This is a genomic window from Rhodospirillales bacterium (assembly GCA_020638175.1).
GTDB lineage: Bacteria > Pseudomonadota > Alphaproteobacteria > Micavibrionales > Micavibrionaceae > JACKJA01.
This window is the reverse complement of sequence record JACKJA010000002.1, coordinates 1,986,847-2,002,668: the sequence shown is the minus strand read 5'-3', so window position 1 is coordinate 2,002,668 and position 15,822 is coordinate 1,986,847. Positions and strand designations below refer to the sequence as shown.

Genomic DNA, 15,822 nt, shown 5'->3' with positions numbered 1-15,822 from the left:
CTTAAATAATGCTGCCGATCCAGTGCAGGACATCCAGTGTGTGGGTGTTTACGGCATAGCAGATCATCGTTACAAAACCTGCCAGCTCCCAAGGAATACGCAGCGTTGCGTTGGCGATAAAGGCCGTACAATAATACGTGTATATTACAACGCACATGGCCAGCGGGTACATTTCCTGATAGCTGTAGGCGCCGCTGACAACCAGCCAGGCAATCGGGGCAAACATGACGGCAGCGGCCAGACTGAGCCAGTTATAAGCAATCACAAACTGGAGAAAATGCTCGCGGCGATCTATGTGCCGGGAAATCCAGTATACGGCTCCCAGAAACAATCCCCACGAGATCATCAGGCGAAACGCGTATAAAAATGAAATGGCTTTGGCCGTGTCATCGGCAAAATAAGGGTTGGGAAAAACAAACACGACCATCATGGCGAGCGGAAACAAAATAGCGGGAATGGCAAAGGATTTAACGGCGTTTTCCGGTGTGCTTTCAAACCGGTCCCTGAAATTGCGCATGAGAAGGGCAATTTCCAGACTGCCCAGCAAATTATTCTTCCATTCTTTCCTGCTATACATGATCGAATTGCCCCTTTTTCCTGATTTAAGTGTCAGTTTTTTGCCTTTATTCCCTATTGTAATAGATAAAAGTTTAATAAAGTTTTTACAGAATATGAAAAACCAAGGAAATCCGTGGGATCATGTGTGGATAAGGACGGTATAATTCCGTTATCAACTTGTGGAAAGTGCCACGCTTTTCTAGCCTTTAGGATGACGATTCTTTTAAGTTCGGCAGAACAAAGGGTAAGGCAATGAAATCCAGATACATGATCATGACGGTATCGTGCGTAGCGCTTTTGAGCGGATGTTCCTGGCTGGAAGATTGGCCGCCGTCAGGCAAGGAGTTTACCAAAGCGCCGCCAAAACCCAAGGCGCAGGTCATGCAAACGGCCGATTCAACATGGCTGGAGACTGACAAGCAAGCGATGCCGGTGCAGCGCGATCAGCCTCGGGAACGGGATGAGGTGGCTATGCGCCGTCTGGAGAGTCTGGAGCGTGAAGTGGCGCAAATGCGCAGCGATATCAGTATGATGATGCCGGCTTTGACCCGTTTGAGCCAGATACAGGGCGACCTGCAGGTTATCTTACAGAATTACCAGCCGTCCGGGGGGATGCCCACCCAGACGCCGTATAACGATGCGCATCTGGATGTGCAGGCGATGCCGGAATATGTGCCGCCGCCGCCTCCGGCGGTTTCGCCTCAGGGGATGCAACAACAGGCGCCGTCCTATTATTCGACCAGTCCTGTGACGGCACCCGTACCTACGCCCGTTACGACGCCGGTGCATAGCGCCCAGCCGCCTGTAGCGCCGGTTCCCGTTTACCAGCCTGCGGCGGCATCAGCCATGGCGGTCAGTCAGGTTCGTTTTGGCGAGCATGGTGATAAAACCCGGCTTGTTCTGGATACGAGCGGCAGCGTTCCGTTTCGCTATGATCTGGATAACGGCGAGCAAATCCTGATGGTTGAATTGCCGGGCGCGGCCTGGAATACGACGGCCCAGAGCCAGTTTGCCAATTCACCGCTGATTGCGTCCTATAATGCCATTCCCGATGGGCAGGGAGGAACCCAGCTGGCGATCCAGCTGCGTCGTCCAGCGCAAATTTTGTGGGCGCAATCTATTCCGCCGGCTGCCGGGAAGGGCAACAGAGTTGTCATTGATATTGCCGGAATGTGATTTTCTGACGGTTGCTATTTGTCCGCCGGATATTATCTGTTGTCATGAGCGGTACGGAAGGTCCCCCGATTTTTTTCGAAGGGTATGGCCGGTTCGTTCCGTATAACCAGTAACAATGATCTTAAAGCATGATATTAGAGGAGTTCTAAAAAATGAAAAAGACAGTTTTATTGAGTGGTTTGGTTGCTATGGCTATGGCCGCATCCCCGGCTATGGCCGGTAAAGGTGGTGGTCAGGGTGGCGGACAAGGTCCGGGTGCCGGTGCCGGCGGCGGTCAGCAAGGTGGATTTTTTGCAACCATGGACTCTGACGGTAATGGCGAACTCAGCAAATCGGAATTCATGAATGCCCATGAAAAGCAATTTGGTAAAATGGATACCGACGGTAACGGCGAACTGAGCCGTCAGGAATTGCGCGAAGGCCACGAAATGCGTAAAGAAAAGATGATTGAAAAACGCGAAGAATGGAAAGAAAAGCGCCAGAATATGAGCGATGAGGACCGTGAGCAGTGGCGTGAAGAGCGGCAAGAACGTCGTGAAGAGCGCATGGGTGATGATGACGACGAATAAGGCGCCGCGTTTTATAACTAAAGACGGTATGACGCATGGCCGGTCGGGCCTTGGATCAGTACGATGACGAGAGCCTGGTGGCCCTGATTAAACAGCAGGACCATCGGGCTTTCTCTATACTCGTTAACCGTCATACTGACCGGTTTTACGGATTGGCCTGGCGGATGACGGCCAACAATCAGGAGGCGGAAGATATTGTGCAGGAAGCGTTTTTGAAGCTATGGCAAAATCCGGCGCTGTATAATCCGCGCAAAAACGCGAAGTTCGTGACGTGGTTCTACCGGGTGGTGACGAATATCAGTATTGACCGGTTGCGGCGTAATAAAAAAACGGTTGGGGTGGATCACTTCGATTATGTGGCGGATGACCGGGCTGGGCAGGATGAAAATATGGAGGCGGACGAACGGCAAGAATATCTGGAACGCGCCATTCAGGATCTGCCGGATAAACAGAAAACAGCTCTTAACCTTTGTTTTTACGAGGGGCTGAGCAACAAGGAAGCGGCCGATATTATGGGGGTCAAGATCAAGGCGCTGGAATCGCTATTGATGCGGGCCAAGGCCGGGATAAAAGACCGGTTGATCCGGCAAGGCTTAAGGGAGGTTTGAAATGAACGAACAAAATAACGACAATCTGGATACGATCTTGATGCAAAGGCGTGTGCCTGTGATGGCCTCGCCGGGACTGGCAGGGCGGATCATTGCTCAGGCCGTGGCCCGGAAGCAACCGTCATGGTGGGAGGAGCTGGCCGATATGTTTGCGTTGCCACGTCCGGCTGTGGCGTTTGCGACGGCCCTTGTTCTTGTTGCCGGGCTGGCGCTGGGGTGGGAAGCCGAGGGATTTTACTGGTTAACACAGGAAGACTGGGGCAGTTTTCTGTATATAAATGAGGAATGGATATGAGCCGGACATTCAAAATCATTTTTACTCTATCAGTGGTGCTGAACTTGCTGCTTGTTGGGGCGGTCGGCAGTTTTGCCCTGAAAATGGCCGGGCGTATGCCGGGGCACGATCCGGCTTTCAAGGAAGATTTAACCCCGGAGACCCGGCATTTGATGGCCCGGACGTTCCGGGAGCGTCATGATGAAATTAAAACGCACATTAAAAAGGGACAAGACAGCCGCAAAGCCTTGATGGATGTTATGGCGGCTGAAAAGTTTGATCCGGAGGCCTATGATCGCGCGGTGGAGGATCTGATTGCCGTGAAAGGCGAAATGATGCGCGGTTTTGCCGGTACTGTGCGTGAGTTGGCCAAGGATTTGCCGGTGGAGGAGCGAAAGAAGCTTGGGCGGCATCTGGCCGATTTCGGACGTCCGGGCGGACATCGTCACCAGCAGCGTAAAATGCGCTCCGATCAACCGGTGCCGGATACCACCGGAAAAGAATAAAAAAGCTTGGAAAAAGCCTTGAAACCCTGCATGGTAGCGCTACATGAGGTTTTTACTGATATTTTGAAAGACACAAGAAGGAGAAAAATATGCTTGGTGTTGGCGATTTGATGCCCGAATTTGAAATTACCGGGGTTAAGCCCGGATTTATGGCCCACGAGGAAGGCGGCGAGTCCGCATTTGAAACAATTACGCAAGACAGCTTTGCCGGTAAGTGGAAGGTTTTCTTCTTCTACCCGAAGGACTTTACGTTCGTTTGCCCGACGGAAATCATTGAATTTGCCAATCTGGCGCCGGAATTTGAAAAACGCAACTGCGTGGTTCTGGGCGGCAGCTCTGACAACGAATTTTGCAAACTGGCATGGCGCCGCGAACACCCGGGTCTGCGGCAGCTGAACCAGTGGGCGTTTGCCGATACCAACGGTTCTCTGATTGACGGGCTGGGCGTTCGTGATTACGAAGCCGGCGTGTGTCTGCGGGCGACGTTTATTGTTGATCCGGATAATATCATCCAGCACGTTTCCGTTAATGGCCTGAATGTTGGCCGGAACCCGGAAGAAACACTGCGGATTTTGGATGCGGCGCAATCCGGCGAACTGGCGCCCTGTGCGCGTCCGCTGGGCGGGGCGACGATCGACCCGCATGCCGAAGCCGAGAAAATTAACAAGGCGGCATAATAAAGCAAGCCGATTGACGAACAAGAAAGGACGGTGTACCGAAAAGGGCACCGTCCTTTTTTATTGTGCTACGGAGGAAATAGAGAAATGGCATTAAAAAATCTGATAGACGCGCTTCCCGATTATGCGGAGGACGTGAAAACCAACCTGTCCCGGATTGTTGAGGAAGATACTCTGACACCGGCGCAGCTCTACGGTACGTTGCTGGCGACGGCGCTGGCGGCACGTAATCCGGTTGTGATCCGCGAAATCGAGGAAGAATGCCGGGCGCATTTGTCACCGGCGGATATCAAGGGCGCCAAGGCAGCGCATGCGATTATGGCCCAGAATAATACTTACTACCGGTTTTACGGCATGGTGCGTGACGATGAATATCGCGGCATGCAATCAGGGTTGCAGATGAATATCATCGCCGATCCCGGTGTCGACAAACACGATTTCGAGCTGTGGTCGCTGGCAGTTTCAATCATCAATAGCTGTAAGTATTGCGTCGATGTTCATGACAAAAAGTTACGTCACGGCACGATGGAAAAGGAACATATCTGGACGGCGGCGCGGATTGCGGCTGTGATGCATTCCGTGTCTGTCGTTCTGGCGGGGGAAACGGCACTGGTCTGATAACTAACCTTTAAAGTGCAAGGCTGTATCTGCGATTTGCCGAGGGGGTGTTCCCTCGACAAAGCGGATGATCCTGTCATCGGTCGGGGTGCCCGGCGGCAAATTACTGCCGATGATAACGTCGGCTTCGATGTCGGATGATCTGCTGAAAGCTATATGAAGCGGTTTACTGCCGGGCTCTATTCCGTTCAGGAAAACCTTATCGGGTGGCGATAGCCGGGCAATATGCTCGCATCCGGTTTCAATCAAATCATCAAGTGTTTCCAGTATGTCTGATGAGGATAGGCGGTCATTCATCATTTCGATGCGTATTCTGGGATCGCTTTCTTCAAGCATTTTCGCGGCGGCAACCAGATTTCGGTCAAAACCAATGACAGCCACCGTAAACGGTGACTGTAAGTTCTCTTGTCCATTACTAAATCGCATTTCAGCCATGATTTTTATGCATAGCACTGAAGGTGCAGAACTGGCAACTAAAATGGTAGCCAATCTGCAAAAAATTTGGGGGCTATTTGTACACAACCGGTATAAGCATCATTGGGCCGTTTTCAGGAGTTATGTGCTTTAGGGGGAGTCGCATATCCATATTTTGGGATATTTATGAAATTGCCGATTCCTGTAAATGTACGACCCGTTGCGGGAACGGTATCTTGATGCCGTGTTCCTGAAATGTGTCCCACAGGGCGAGCATCACAGCGCCGCGCATATTGGTGACACCTTTTTCGGCATCCTTGATCCAGAAACGCAGCTTGAAATTCAGGCTGCTTTCGCCAAATTCAACCAGGTGACAGACTGGCGCCGGGTCTGCTACAACGCGTTCCGGCGTTTTGGCGGCTTCCTCAGCCAGGTCTTTGACTTCATGGGGGTTGTGTTCATAGGACACGCCGAAGCTGACTTCGATCCGTACCAGCGTATTGCCGTGCGACCAGTTAACGACCTGTTGGGTGATGAAGTCTTCGTTCGGTATCAGAAACGATTTATTGTCGCGGGTGACGATTTCGGTGTAGCGGGCGCCCATATGTTCGACCCAGCCAAAAATGCCGCCCTGCAGTTCCAGAATGTCGCCGGGTTTAATGGATTTATCCATTAACAGCAACATGCCGGAAAACAGGTTGGATATGACTTTCTGCAGGCCGAAGCCGACCCCCAGACCGACCGCGCCGCCAAAGACGGCAAACAAAGACAGGTCGACGCCAGCCGCCGTGATGGCGATTAGCAAGGCCACGCCAATCAGGGTGATGCGGATGATTTTGCCGATCAGAACGCGTGAGGATACTGTCAAGCCTGTGATCCGATTGATCCGGCGCTCCGCCATGCCGGAGAGCAAAATCGCGCCGTAGACCAGAACAAAGACGGCAATCAGACCTTTGATAACGGTCAGGGCCGATAAGCGGAATTCGCCGATATTCATGCCCAGCGTGTCGAGGGCGGCTAATGTCTGGTCGAGAATGCCCAGAATTTCCAAGGCGGCCAAAATCCAGATCGTCAGGGCGATCATGTTGCGGGATAACGGATTTTTGATGAATTGCACGACGATGCGGATGGCGATCCATGCGACCAAAAGGGCCATAATCGCCTGGGCAAAGCTGACGTCCATATTGCCGGCGATGCTGGAGCTAGCGACGGATGTGGCAATCAGCAAAACCAGCAAGGCGACAATTTGCAAGACCAGCTTGGCCAGATTGTTCAGTATGGCTTTGCCGCGCCAATGAAACGGTGTTTTTTCTATGGCGGTATTCAAATAAGGCGTCAGCAGTTTGCGGGCAAAGAAACCGATCGCCAACGACAATAAAATTATGCCGCTTTGTACCATTATGGCCGGGTCGAGCAGGTAATCCTGCAGCCAGTCCAGACCGGTTTTCGTCAGAGCGTTCATGTCAATCGTTTGATTCATGACAATAACGATAACCGATTAACCCGATATAGGGTAGGGGGAAATACGCCCTTAGTTTTTCAAAGCGACCATTGCCTGCCGCGGGAAGTTTTCGGCGAAGAAATTATCGATTGCCGACTCACCACTCAGAACACGCAGGAACAACGGCCCCATCATCATGTCGATGGCGATGGTTGTATCGATATCCTTGTTGAACAGTCCGGTTTTTTTGCCTTCTTCGATTTTCTCGTAGAGGATTTCCACGCGCTCTTTCAAAAACGCTTCGTACAGCAGGTCGAGAATCTCTTCGTTCGACTGGCTTTCAGCGATAATCCCGGCGATGATACGGCCGTTCTGACCGCGAAGCTGACGCAGCAGGCTTTCCAGAAGATGAATAATGGCCGCATCTGGCGTTGCTGTTTTGGGAACGACATTCATGATTCCCGGCTGTTCCAGAAAGGCTTCCATGGCGACGGCGGCCTTGTTCGGCCACCAGCGGTAAATCGTGGTTTTCCCGACCTTGGCTTTTTTGGCGATGGCCTCGATCGACAATTCATCCATGCTCATGTGTGTCAGCAACCGGCGCGTAGCGTCCAGGATTTTCTTGCGGGCTTTCTCGGAGCGGGGACGGCCGGCTTTACCGGTGTTCTCGTCGGTTTCGTTATTGTCTGCAGACACATCCATAGCCATTTCCGCCGTCATGGTGAAAGCTCCTTTTCAAAAAGCGGTTATTTTCATACGATGCGTGTCGTTATAGTGATCCCTGCGGACGAAATCAAGAGGCTTTTCTAAAAAATTTTAATTTTGGTTCCTGATGTGCTAAATAAAGGACGCTTTAGTAAATGTTAAAGGCCTTGTGTTATGATAATAGGCTGGAAGTGCTGAAAAACAGCGAAATTTGGAAAAATTGGCAACTTGGTGTATGACTGTTTTCTGATATAGTTTTGCAAGAGCGAAAAATAGAGAAAAACCAATAACGCGGAACAAGCCGCGAAACGCTCGGTAACAAGAGGTGGCAAACGCTAGCTTATGGAAGTTTGGTTAATTTACGGCGACGATATCGAATCGATGGCTGATCTGGCCTATGAAGTGCGCCGCTTCATGACGGAAGCCCCGAAACTGGGGATTGACCTGAAGGTGTTCAAACCCTCTCAGTTCGATCTTCTGGTGGATGAGGATGATCGCGATTCTATCCTGATTGACGGCAATCCTGTGTCGCTGCCCGATTTCGTGTTCCCCTATATGGATCACAACAACCGCGGTTATTTCCCGCTGGCGATCGTCCGGCAGCTCGAGCGGCTGGGTGTGAACATCTTTAACAATGCCGCGACGATTGAAACGGTGGCGGATAAGCTTCACACGCACCAGATTTTGGCGGAAAGCGCGTTGCCAACCCCGACGACGATGCTGGCGAAATTTCCGGTGGACCTCGATTTGATCGAGCGTACGATTGGTTTCCCGGTGGTGGTAAAAACTCTGCTGGGCTGTAACGGCAGCGGCGTGTTCCTGATTGACAATGCGGATGCGTTCAAGGATCTGATGGACTTGATCGGGGAAACCAATCCGAATATCCAGATTATCTTCCAGAAGTTTATAGCCAACAGTAAAGGGCGGGATTTACGCCTGTTCGTTGTTGATGGCGAAGTTGTCGCTTCTATGGAGCGCCGGGCCAAGGACGGCGGGTTTAAAGCCAATTTCAGTATGGGCGGATCTGTCTTGGAATTTATTCCCGATGAAGAAGCCCGCGCTCTGGCGGTTAAAACGGCGGATGTCCTGAATATTCAGGTGGCCGGGATTGACCTGTTGTTTACCGATGGGGGCTATACGATTTGTGAAGCGAACACGTTCCCCGGTTTTAAAGGACTGGAAAAGGCCTGCGATATCAATATTCCGCAAAAGATTTTCGAAGCGATGCAAAAACGTCTGGAGCAGGCCGATGAAAAGCCGACCACTGTCCGCTTTGAAGATATCAAGCCGCAGGACGCTTTTCTTTCAACGTCGGCGTCACCTCAGACGGGCAAGCTTTTATAAGCCAACCTTTTAAAGAATATTTGTTATCGTCCGGCTACGCTCTGGAAGGTGCGCGGCGCCGGATCGATTTCTTTTATCATCCCGTTTTTGAACTCCAGGACGGCTAATCCCCGTTCAACCAGGCCGTCGGGACGGAACCTGAAAATCCCGTCTATCCCGGCAAAACCGTTAGGATTGGTCAGATCAGTGTGGCTGAATGATGGCCGCCCGTAAGCGGATTGACTGTTGCGGGCCAGCACGGCGGCGAGCGCCGTGGCGTCATAGGCCAGAGATGCCAGCCGGGGCGGCACCAGACCATATGTATCGCTGTAATGCCGTTCAAACTCAGCGCGGGCGCTGGGCGATGGGGCGGCAAACCATCCGTTTTTCAAGGCCGGGTCGGTGGCAAGGGCGTTATCGTCCCACAGACCCGTTCCCAGACGTTTGACGGCGTTCGGTCCCAGGTCGTAATAGCTGAGCATGCCTGCGACGGAGCGCGCCTGTTCCCCGCCGGTTGCTAACAAGATGGCGTCGAAAGGCGGGGTGATCGGGCTTTGGGCCATGTCTTCTGTTTTGGCGGCTTCCCGGGCATCATAGTTGGAGAATGTCCGCACGATGTTTGATATGTCGCTACTGTTTGCGGTATAGCGCGCGATGCTGGCCGGCGGCAGGTTCCGGCGATAGGCCATGGAGTTATAAGCGGCGATCACGGCGTTGCCGTAATTATCGCTCGGGGCCAGAATGCCGATATGGCGGTAGCCGTTTCTATAGGCGTATTCCGCGACGCGCTGGACCTGGGCAAAGGGCAAAAAGCCCATGATATAGGTATTGCCGCCCGCCAGTGTCCAGTCGGTGGAAAAAGCGACGACGTTGATATTATAGCGTCCGGCAACCGGCTTTACGGCCCGGACAGAATCGGCGAATAACGGCCCCAGGATGATCTGGGCGCCAGCATTAATGGCCGAGGCGGCGGCTTCCTGCGCGCCGGACGATGTGCCTTTGGTGTCGCGGGTAATCAGTTCCATGGAGTTGAAGCCGATGTCGAACAGTGCCAGTTGCGCGGCCTGAAGCAAAGCTTCACCCAGATCGGCGTGCTGACCGCTCAGGGGCAGCAACAGCCCGACCTTGACGGGGGCCATAACCGGGGCGCGGTCAACAGGGGGGTAACCGGCGGCGGTCTGCATGGTTGGCGGCAGGCCGCCTTCATTCGGGATTTCATAGCGGGATGACATGGCTTCCTGTTCGGTGCCAACAGGCTGCGGCGGCTGTGAGTGGGCAATCGTTTCCGCGGACAGCGAACTTGGCGCGCTCTGGGCGGTGGTCGTATGGACGTTACGATCCCACGGGTTCTGGTTAGAGACACACGCAGACAGCAGCAGGATCGTCAACAAAGAGAACAGGTGTTTCATTATGGGCCTCATCATCGCTTGCATTGGCACTACAAACCGTTTTATGCAGGAAAGATGACTCATTTACAACAGCAAGACATCGTTTTATCGCCGGGCCTGTATCTGATTGCAACTCCGATCGGCAATTTGCGGGATATGTCGCTGCGGGCGCTTGACACGCTGGCGGCGGCCGATGCCGTTTTGTGCGAGGACAGCCGGATGACCGGCAAGTTGTTGCAGATGTTTGGCCTGAAAAAGAAAATGATGGTCTATAACGATCACAGCGACGAAGCGCAGCGCGGAGGGGTGATTAAAATGCTGGCCGAGGGCCGGGCGCTGGCGCTGGTCAGTGATGCCGGTATGCCGCTGATTTCCGATCCCGGTTATAAACTGGTGCGCGATTGTCTGGATCGGGGGCTTTCTGTGACCTCCGTTCCGGGGGCGAACGCGCCCTTGACGGCGTTGCAGCTTTCGGGATTGCCGACGGACAAGTTTTCATTTCTGGGGTTTATGCCGGCAAAAACAGAAGGCCGCAAAAAAATGCTTACGGCATGGAAAAACGTGCCGGGGACGCTGGTCTTGTTTGAAAGCGGCCCGCGGCTGGCGGCTTCACTGGCTGATATGGCGGCGGTTCTGGGGGATCGTCCGGCGGCGGTGGTGCGTGAGCTGACCAAAATGCATGAAGAGGTCCGGCGGGGCGCTCTTGCGGCACTGGCGGCGGGTTATGAGGCCGAAGATGCGCCGCGCGGGGAAATCGTCGTGGTCATTGGTGAGGCGGCAGCGACAGACTGGGACGATGCGGCGCTGGATGATGAGCTGCGGGCGGCGCTGGCCACCATGCGAATCAAGGATGCGGCGGCGTTTGTCGCCGATAAAACCGGCCTACAAAAGACAAAGCTTTATGACCGGGCATTGGCCCTGCGGGATCGTGATGCCTCGTAAAACGTCCTATCAGACCGGATTGTGGGCCGAGGAGCTGTCGGCCTGGTATCTGCGTTTAAAAGGTTACCGGATTTTAAAGCGGCGCTATAAAACCCCGGTTGGGGAAATCGACCTGATCGCCCGGAAGGGGAACATGATCGTGTTTGTCGAGGTTAAAGACCGCCGGGCGCTGGACGATGCTTTACGGGCAGTTACGCCGCAGATGCGCCAAAGAATTACCCGCGCCGCCCATTATTTTGTATCGCGTCACCCGGCAGCGGATAAAGATTTGCGGTTTGATTTGATTGCCTGTGCGCCGCCTTTTTCGATTCGTCATCTGGACAATGCCTGGCAGGACGATCAATATTACAGATAACGTTTAAATGATTCTCAAAAGGCGGAGAAAATCCTATGGTTTCCAGAAATGTTCTTTCCCTTGTTTGTCTGATGCTGTTGGCGGCGATGGCGTTGCCGGGCTGTTCGCCGATTGGTCTGGCCGCCGGAACCGGTGCGGCGGTCGGTATTGCTTCGGCACAGGAGGGGGGATTGTCGAGCGCGGCTAGCGATATCCGGATCAAGACACAGATCAGCGAGCGCTGGTTTCAATATGATGTCGATACATTCAGAAAATTACACCTGACGGTCGATCAGGGCCGGGTTTTGATTACCGGGATGGTTGAAAATCCGGATAACCGTGTTGAGGCCGTTCGATTGGCGTGGCAGGTCAAAGGTGTCCAGCAGGTGATTAACGAGGTTCGCGTGGCCCAAGGAGAAGGCTTGCCGGGCTATGTGCGGGACCAGTGGATTACCACGCGGCTGCGGACGGCGTTGACTCTGGACCGCGAAGTGCAGTCGATTAACTATTCCATCGATACGGTGGACGGCGTTGTATACCTGATGGGTGCGGCGCAGAATCAAGCTGAACTCAACCGCGTGATTGAAATTGCCCGGACGCTTTCTAACGTCAAACAGGTTATCAGCTACGTCAAGATGATCGGTGAAGAACCTGTGGCGGCTGTGGAGGAAAACCTAGCTCAATGATAAGCGCGTCTTTGCCGGAGGATTGCCGCAAGGCTTTGAGCGCTTTCGGGCATGAAGAAACCCCGGCGCTTAGCCCGGCGGAGATCGCAATCTGGGCGGCTTTACCCGATCACCCGGGGCTTTCACCGGGGCGGTATTTTCACCATTTATCTGAGCTGGCCGCGGCGCTGGCCGCGGCGTATGAAGCGCTGCAGGCTGCCGGGCATGATGACGAGCCAGAAACACAGCGTTTGGCACTGAAGAGTGCGTTCATCGACGATCATGGCTATGACGTGGATGCCGCAATGCCCGGCGATTTGCAAAATTATGATCTGGTCCGGGTGATTGATCGCCGGCGGGGCAGCAGCGGAGCGCTGGCGCTTTTGTCTGCGCATGCCGCGCGGGCTCTGGGCTGGGACATGTCTGTGCTGGATATGGCGGGGGCTTTTGTTTTACGGCTGGGGCAGGGGCTTTTGTTTGCTCCCGGTGATGGCTGTAAAATCCTGCAGGCGCCTGATTTGCGGAGGCTGGTCAAGGACAGGCACGGACCGGCAGCGGAATTGTCGGCGACGTATTACAAGCCTTTATCGCCGCATGAATTGCTGGTGAGTTTTTTTAATACGCTTAAATTTCGTCAGATCGAAGAAGAGGATTATGAAGCGGCGCTGCAGACGGTCAGCCGGATGAAGCTGATGGCACCGGATGAGTACCGTTTGTGGCTTGATGAAGGTGTTTTGGCTATGCGCACCGGTCAGCCCCGGTTGGCGCAGCGGGCGTTGGAAGCCTATATCGAGCAGGCACCGGACCCCCGCGACCAGCATGATGCGAGGCTTTTGCTGCAACAAGTGGCCCTGATGCCCGATGCCTGATTTTTTCCATGTGGAAACATCGAAGATTGGGACTGGACTTGGACAGATTCGGGCTATATTGCTGTAGAAGAATCATGCTTACACAGAGGAACCTTAAGGAGTAAAGCACATGTTCTTTCGTATGTTTTTGATGACAGCAGTTGTTTTGGGCGTTAGTGCCTGTTCTTCGACCAAGGATCAAGCCGGCAGCGGCGAAATCATGGTTGATGACCGGGAGGACATTACCGCAGGTCCTCTGGACGGGACCGAAGTTTATGGCTATGAAGAGCAAAGTCTGGGCGGTCCGGCTCCCGGCACGCAACAGGATCTGGTCGTAAATATTGGCGACCGGGTGTTCTTCGGCTATGACCGTTACGATCTGAGCGCCGAAGGCCAGAACGTTCTGCAAATGCAGGCACAGTGGTTGCAGCGCTATCCCAGCGTAACCGTTACGGTTAAAGGTCACGCCGATGAGCGCGGGACCCGTGAATACAACCTGGCTCTTGGCGAACGCCGGGCCAATTCCGTTAAAAACTTCCTGGTTGCTTTAGGTGTCGATCCGCGTCGGATCAACGTCATCAGCTTCGGGAAGGAACAGCCGGCTGTGCTGGGTTCCAACGAAGCGGCCTGGGCGCAAAACCGCCGGGCAGTAACGGAAGTTGACTAAGTCTATTGTGTATGGCGGAGGGGTGATTATGAGCATTTTTATGACGCCCGTGCGCCGTACACTTTTTACGTTTGGTTTTTTGATGATGGCGGCTGTTCCCGCGTTCGCACAGGACACGGACAGCCGCCTGAATCGTTTGGAAAACGAAATCCAGACATTGAGCCGCGCTGTTTTTAAAGGGGAGCGTCCGCCGCCATCGGCTATACCTTCCTATGATGGCGGAGGATCGGCGGCACAGCAGGCTGCTACCGAGGTTCGCCTGTCCCAGATGGAACGTGAGCTGGCTGCTCTGACCGGTCGTTTGGAAGAGCAGGACTATCAAATTCGTCAATTGCAGGAAAAGCTGGACGACGCTCTGGCGCAAATGGCCCGTGCTTCCGCACCGGCTTTGACTGGCGGAAATGCCGGTGTTGTTCCTGTTCATCCGATGGGTTCCGGGGTGGTTGCCGCTCCTCCTTCTTATACTCCGCCGCAGACGCTGGGGACGTTGACGCAGCCCGTGGAGAGCGGCGCGGTGACAACTGCGGCACCGGCCAATGATCCTGACGGGATGTACGGGCAGGCTTTTGCGCTGATACAAAAAAATGATTATGCCGGGGCCGAGCAGGCGTTTCAGGCCTTCCTTGACCGTTATCCCGATCATAATCTGGCCGGGAATGCGCAATACTGGCTGGGGGAAACCTTTTATGTCCGCGGGCAGTATGACAAGGCTGCGCGGGTTTTTGCCGAAGGATACCAGAAATACCCCAAGGGCCAGAAAGGGCCGGATAATTTGCTGAAGCTTGGTTTGACACTGGCAGCGCAGGGCAAAAAAGATGATGCGTGCCTGACGTTTGGCCAGCTTTTGAAGCAATATCCCACCGGGGCCAATCCCATTCTTGAGCGGACAAAACGCGAAAAAGACAAGCTAAGCTGCCCTTAAACTTAAGGCTTCTATCATGACCAAAGGCGAACCGATCAGTCCTGACGTGCTGGATGGATTTATGCGTTCTTACGAAGGCAATTCTGTGGCGATTGCCCTGTCCGGCGGGCCGGACAGCATGGCGCTGTGCTGGCTGCTTTCGCAGTGGGCGGCCCGGAACGGCGGGCCGGATATTCACGCTTTGACGGTCGATCACGGTTTGCGGCCTGATGCGCATGAGGAAGCGGCAAAGGTGGCTGGCTGGGTTGGCGGCTGGCCGCATGTAACGCACACCATCATGAATCGCGATATGACGGGAATGGGCAAAACCCGGATTATGGAGGAAGCCCGCCATGACCGTTATGCTTTGCTGGCGTCTTACTGTCACACGCACCGGATTGGCGCGCTGTTTGTGGCGCACCATCGGGACGATCAGGCGGAAACCTTTTTATTCCGGCTGGCCAAGGGAAGCGGTCTGGATGGTTTGTCGGCCATGCGTCCGCTTCAACCTTATAACGAGGAAATAAAAATTGTGCGCCCGCTTTTGGGGTATCCCAAGGATGATCTTCTGGCGACCTGCGCGGCGCATGATGTGCCGTTTGTCAGGGACCCCAGCAATGACGACACGATGTTTGCCCGTGTGCGGCTTCGGAAGTCGGCGGCGATTTTGGCGGAAGAGGGGTTGAGTTCTAAACGTCTTTCAGTAACGGCGGCCCGGTTGGCGCGGGCGCGGGAGGCCCTTGATTTCTATGCGGCAGAGGTCATGAGGGAGGGGGTGGTGGATACAAATTCGGATCGTATCGAATTTAATTATGGCATGCTTTTGGAGGCGCCCGAGGAGATGCGGCTGCGGGTTTTGCAGATGGCGATGGAGCTGATGTATATGGCCGATCGCGGCGGTTATGGTCCCCGTATGGAAAAGCTGGAAGGGTTGGTTCAGCGTTTGTTTGCAGAGACTCCTTTCAAGCGTGAAACTCTGGCCGGTTTTATGTTTTCCCGCGACGATACCCGGAAACGGCTGATTCTTGAAAAAGAACATTCGCCGGAAGAAACCGCATAAAATTCCCTTGTTTGCTTGGACAAACGCCCTATCTTCCCTTACACTGTAAAGAGATATATTTCCGGCTTGTGGTTAGAGATAAAGGGAACACACGTGAATAATTTTGGACGGAATCTGGTTTTTTGGCTGGCGATCGCTTTGGTGCTGG

At 53.8% G+C, this 15,822-nt stretch carries 20 protein-coding genes; 15 read left to right on the top strand and 5 right to left on the bottom strand.

Features of this window, described 5'->3' with window-relative positions; genetic code table 11:
• Window position 1 precedes the first annotated feature (1 nt).
• Window positions 2-577 (bottom strand): hypothetical protein, encoded by a 576-nt coding sequence (locus H6868_10065; protein ID MCB9989657.1) that lies wholly within the window; start codon window positions 575-577, stop codon window positions 2-4.
• Window positions 578-810: 233 nt separating this feature from the next.
• On the opposite strand from H6868_10065, the gene H6868_10060 reads away from it, so the two are divergent.
• The 7 genes from H6868_10060 (at window position 811) to H6868_10030 (ending at window position 4,986) form a co-directional block, all read left to right on the top strand.
• The gene (locus H6868_10060; protein ID MCB9989656.1) at window positions 811-1,734 is read left to right on the top strand and encodes an AMIN domain-containing protein; all 924 of its coding nucleotides are present in this window, start codon (window positions 811-813) and stop codon (window positions 1,732-1,734) included.
• Window positions 1,735-1,886: 152 nt separating this feature from the next.
• Complete coding sequence (locus H6868_10055; protein ID MCB9989655.1) at window positions 1,887-2,303, top strand: hypothetical protein; 417 nt, start codon at window positions 1,887-1,889, stop codon at window positions 2,301-2,303.
• A gap of 35 nt (window positions 2,304-2,338) precedes the next feature.
• Window positions 2,339-2,911, top strand: a complete 573-nt coding sequence (locus H6868_10050; GenBank protein ID MCB9989654.1) for a sigma-70 family RNA polymerase sigma factor — start codon at window positions 2,339-2,341, stop codon at window positions 2,909-2,911.
• 1 nt (window position 2,912) lies between these two features.
• Entirely contained in the window at window positions 2,913-3,206 is a 294-nt protein-coding gene (locus H6868_10045) for a hypothetical protein (GenBank protein MCB9989653.1), read from the top strand.
• The gene (locus H6868_10040) at window positions 3,203-3,691 is read left to right on the top strand and encodes a periplasmic heavy metal sensor (protein MCB9989652.1); all 489 of its coding nucleotides are present in this window, start codon (window positions 3,203-3,205) and stop codon (window positions 3,689-3,691) included. The genes H6868_10045 and H6868_10040 overlap by 4 nt, the downstream gene beginning before the upstream one ends.
• An 89-nt stretch (window positions 3,692-3,780) precedes the next feature.
• On the top strand, window positions 3,781-4,368 hold the full coding sequence (locus tag H6868_10035; GenBank protein ID MCB9989651.1) for a peroxiredoxin: 588 nt from the start codon (window positions 3,781-3,783) through the stop codon (window positions 4,366-4,368).
• A gap of 87 nt (window positions 4,369-4,455) precedes the next feature.
• A complete protein-coding gene (locus tag H6868_10030) occupies window positions 4,456-4,986 on the top strand; it encodes a carboxymuconolactone decarboxylase family protein (protein ID MCB9989650.1) in 531 nt (176 codons plus the stop codon).
• Window positions 4,987-4,989: 3 nt separating this feature from the next.
• Here H6868_10030 and H6868_10025 read toward each other — a convergent pair whose 3' ends face one another.
• From H6868_10025 to H6868_10015, 3 genes are all read right to left on the bottom strand, one after another.
• The gene (locus H6868_10025) at window positions 4,990-5,421 is read right to left on the bottom strand and encodes a hypothetical protein (protein MCB9989649.1); all 432 of its coding nucleotides are present in this window, start codon (window positions 5,419-5,421) and stop codon (window positions 4,990-4,992) included.
• A 163-nt stretch (window positions 5,422-5,584) separates the two neighbouring features.
• Window positions 5,585-6,880 carry a mechanosensitive ion channel gene (locus H6868_10020; GenBank protein MCB9989648.1) on the bottom strand — a complete coding sequence of 432 codons (1,296 nt, stop codon included), beginning with the start codon at window positions 6,878-6,880 and terminating at the stop codon, window positions 5,585-5,587.
• A 51-nt stretch (window positions 6,881-6,931) separates the two neighbouring features.
• Window positions 6,932-7,561, bottom strand: coding sequence for a TetR/AcrR family transcriptional regulator (locus H6868_10015; protein ID MCB9989647.1), 630 nt, complete (start codon window positions 7,559-7,561; stop codon window positions 6,932-6,934).
• Between the two features lie 327 nt (window positions 7,562-7,888).
• Here H6868_10015 and H6868_10010 point away from each other — a divergent pair, with 327 nt between their 5' ends.
• On the top strand, window positions 7,889-8,890 hold the full coding sequence (locus H6868_10010; GenBank protein ID MCB9989646.1) for a RimK family alpha-L-glutamate ligase: 1,002 nt from the start codon (window positions 7,889-7,891) through the stop codon (window positions 8,888-8,890).
• Between the two features lie 23 nt (window positions 8,891-8,913).
• Here the strand turns inward: H6868_10010 and H6868_10005 are convergent, their stop codons facing one another.
• Window positions 8,914-10,293 carry a penicillin-binding protein activator gene (locus H6868_10005; GenBank protein MCB9989645.1) on the bottom strand — a complete coding sequence of 460 codons (1,380 nt, stop codon included), beginning with the start codon at window positions 10,291-10,293 and terminating at the stop codon, window positions 8,914-8,916.
• Window positions 10,294-10,332: 39 nt separating this feature from the next.
• On the opposite strand from H6868_10005, the gene rsmI reads away from it, so the two are divergent.
• The 7 genes from rsmI (at window position 10,333) to tilS (ending at window position 15,674) form a co-directional block, all read left to right on the top strand.
• Entirely contained in the window at window positions 10,333-11,199 is an 867-nt protein-coding gene (gene rsmI, locus H6868_10000; protein ID MCB9989644.1) for a 16S rRNA (cytidine(1402)-2'-O)-methyltransferase, read from the top strand.
• On the top strand, window positions 11,189-11,554 hold the full coding sequence (locus tag H6868_09995; protein MCB9989643.1) for a YraN family protein: 366 nt from the start codon (window positions 11,189-11,191) through the stop codon (window positions 11,552-11,554). The genes rsmI and H6868_09995 overlap by 11 nt, the downstream gene beginning before the upstream one ends.
• Before the next feature lie 35 nt (window positions 11,555-11,589).
• Window positions 11,590-12,219, top strand: a complete 630-nt coding sequence (locus H6868_09990) for a BON domain-containing protein (protein ID MCB9989642.1) — start codon at window positions 11,590-11,592, stop codon at window positions 12,217-12,219.
• Window positions 12,216-13,067 (top strand): tetratricopeptide repeat protein, encoded by an 852-nt coding sequence (locus H6868_09985; protein MCB9989641.1) that lies wholly within the window; start codon window positions 12,216-12,218, stop codon window positions 13,065-13,067. Before H6868_09990 ends, H6868_09985 begins: the two co-directional genes overlap by 4 nt.
• Before the next feature lie 109 nt (window positions 13,068-13,176).
• Window positions 13,177-13,713, top strand: coding sequence for a peptidoglycan-associated lipoprotein Pal (pal, locus tag H6868_09980; GenBank protein ID MCB9989640.1), 537 nt, complete (start codon window positions 13,177-13,179; stop codon window positions 13,711-13,713).
• 28 nt (window positions 13,714-13,741) lie between these two features.
• Window positions 13,742-14,635: a tol-pal system protein YbgF gene (gene ybgF / locus H6868_09975; GenBank protein ID MCB9989639.1), complete on the top strand. Its 894-nt coding sequence runs from the start codon at window positions 13,742-13,744 to the stop codon at window positions 14,633-14,635.
• 16 nt (window positions 14,636-14,651) lie between these two features.
• Complete coding sequence (tilS, locus tag H6868_09970) at window positions 14,652-15,674, top strand: tRNA lysidine(34) synthetase TilS (protein ID MCB9989638.1); 1,023 nt, start codon at window positions 14,652-14,654, stop codon at window positions 15,672-15,674.
• The last annotated feature ends 148 nt before the right edge of the window (window positions 15,675-15,822 follow it).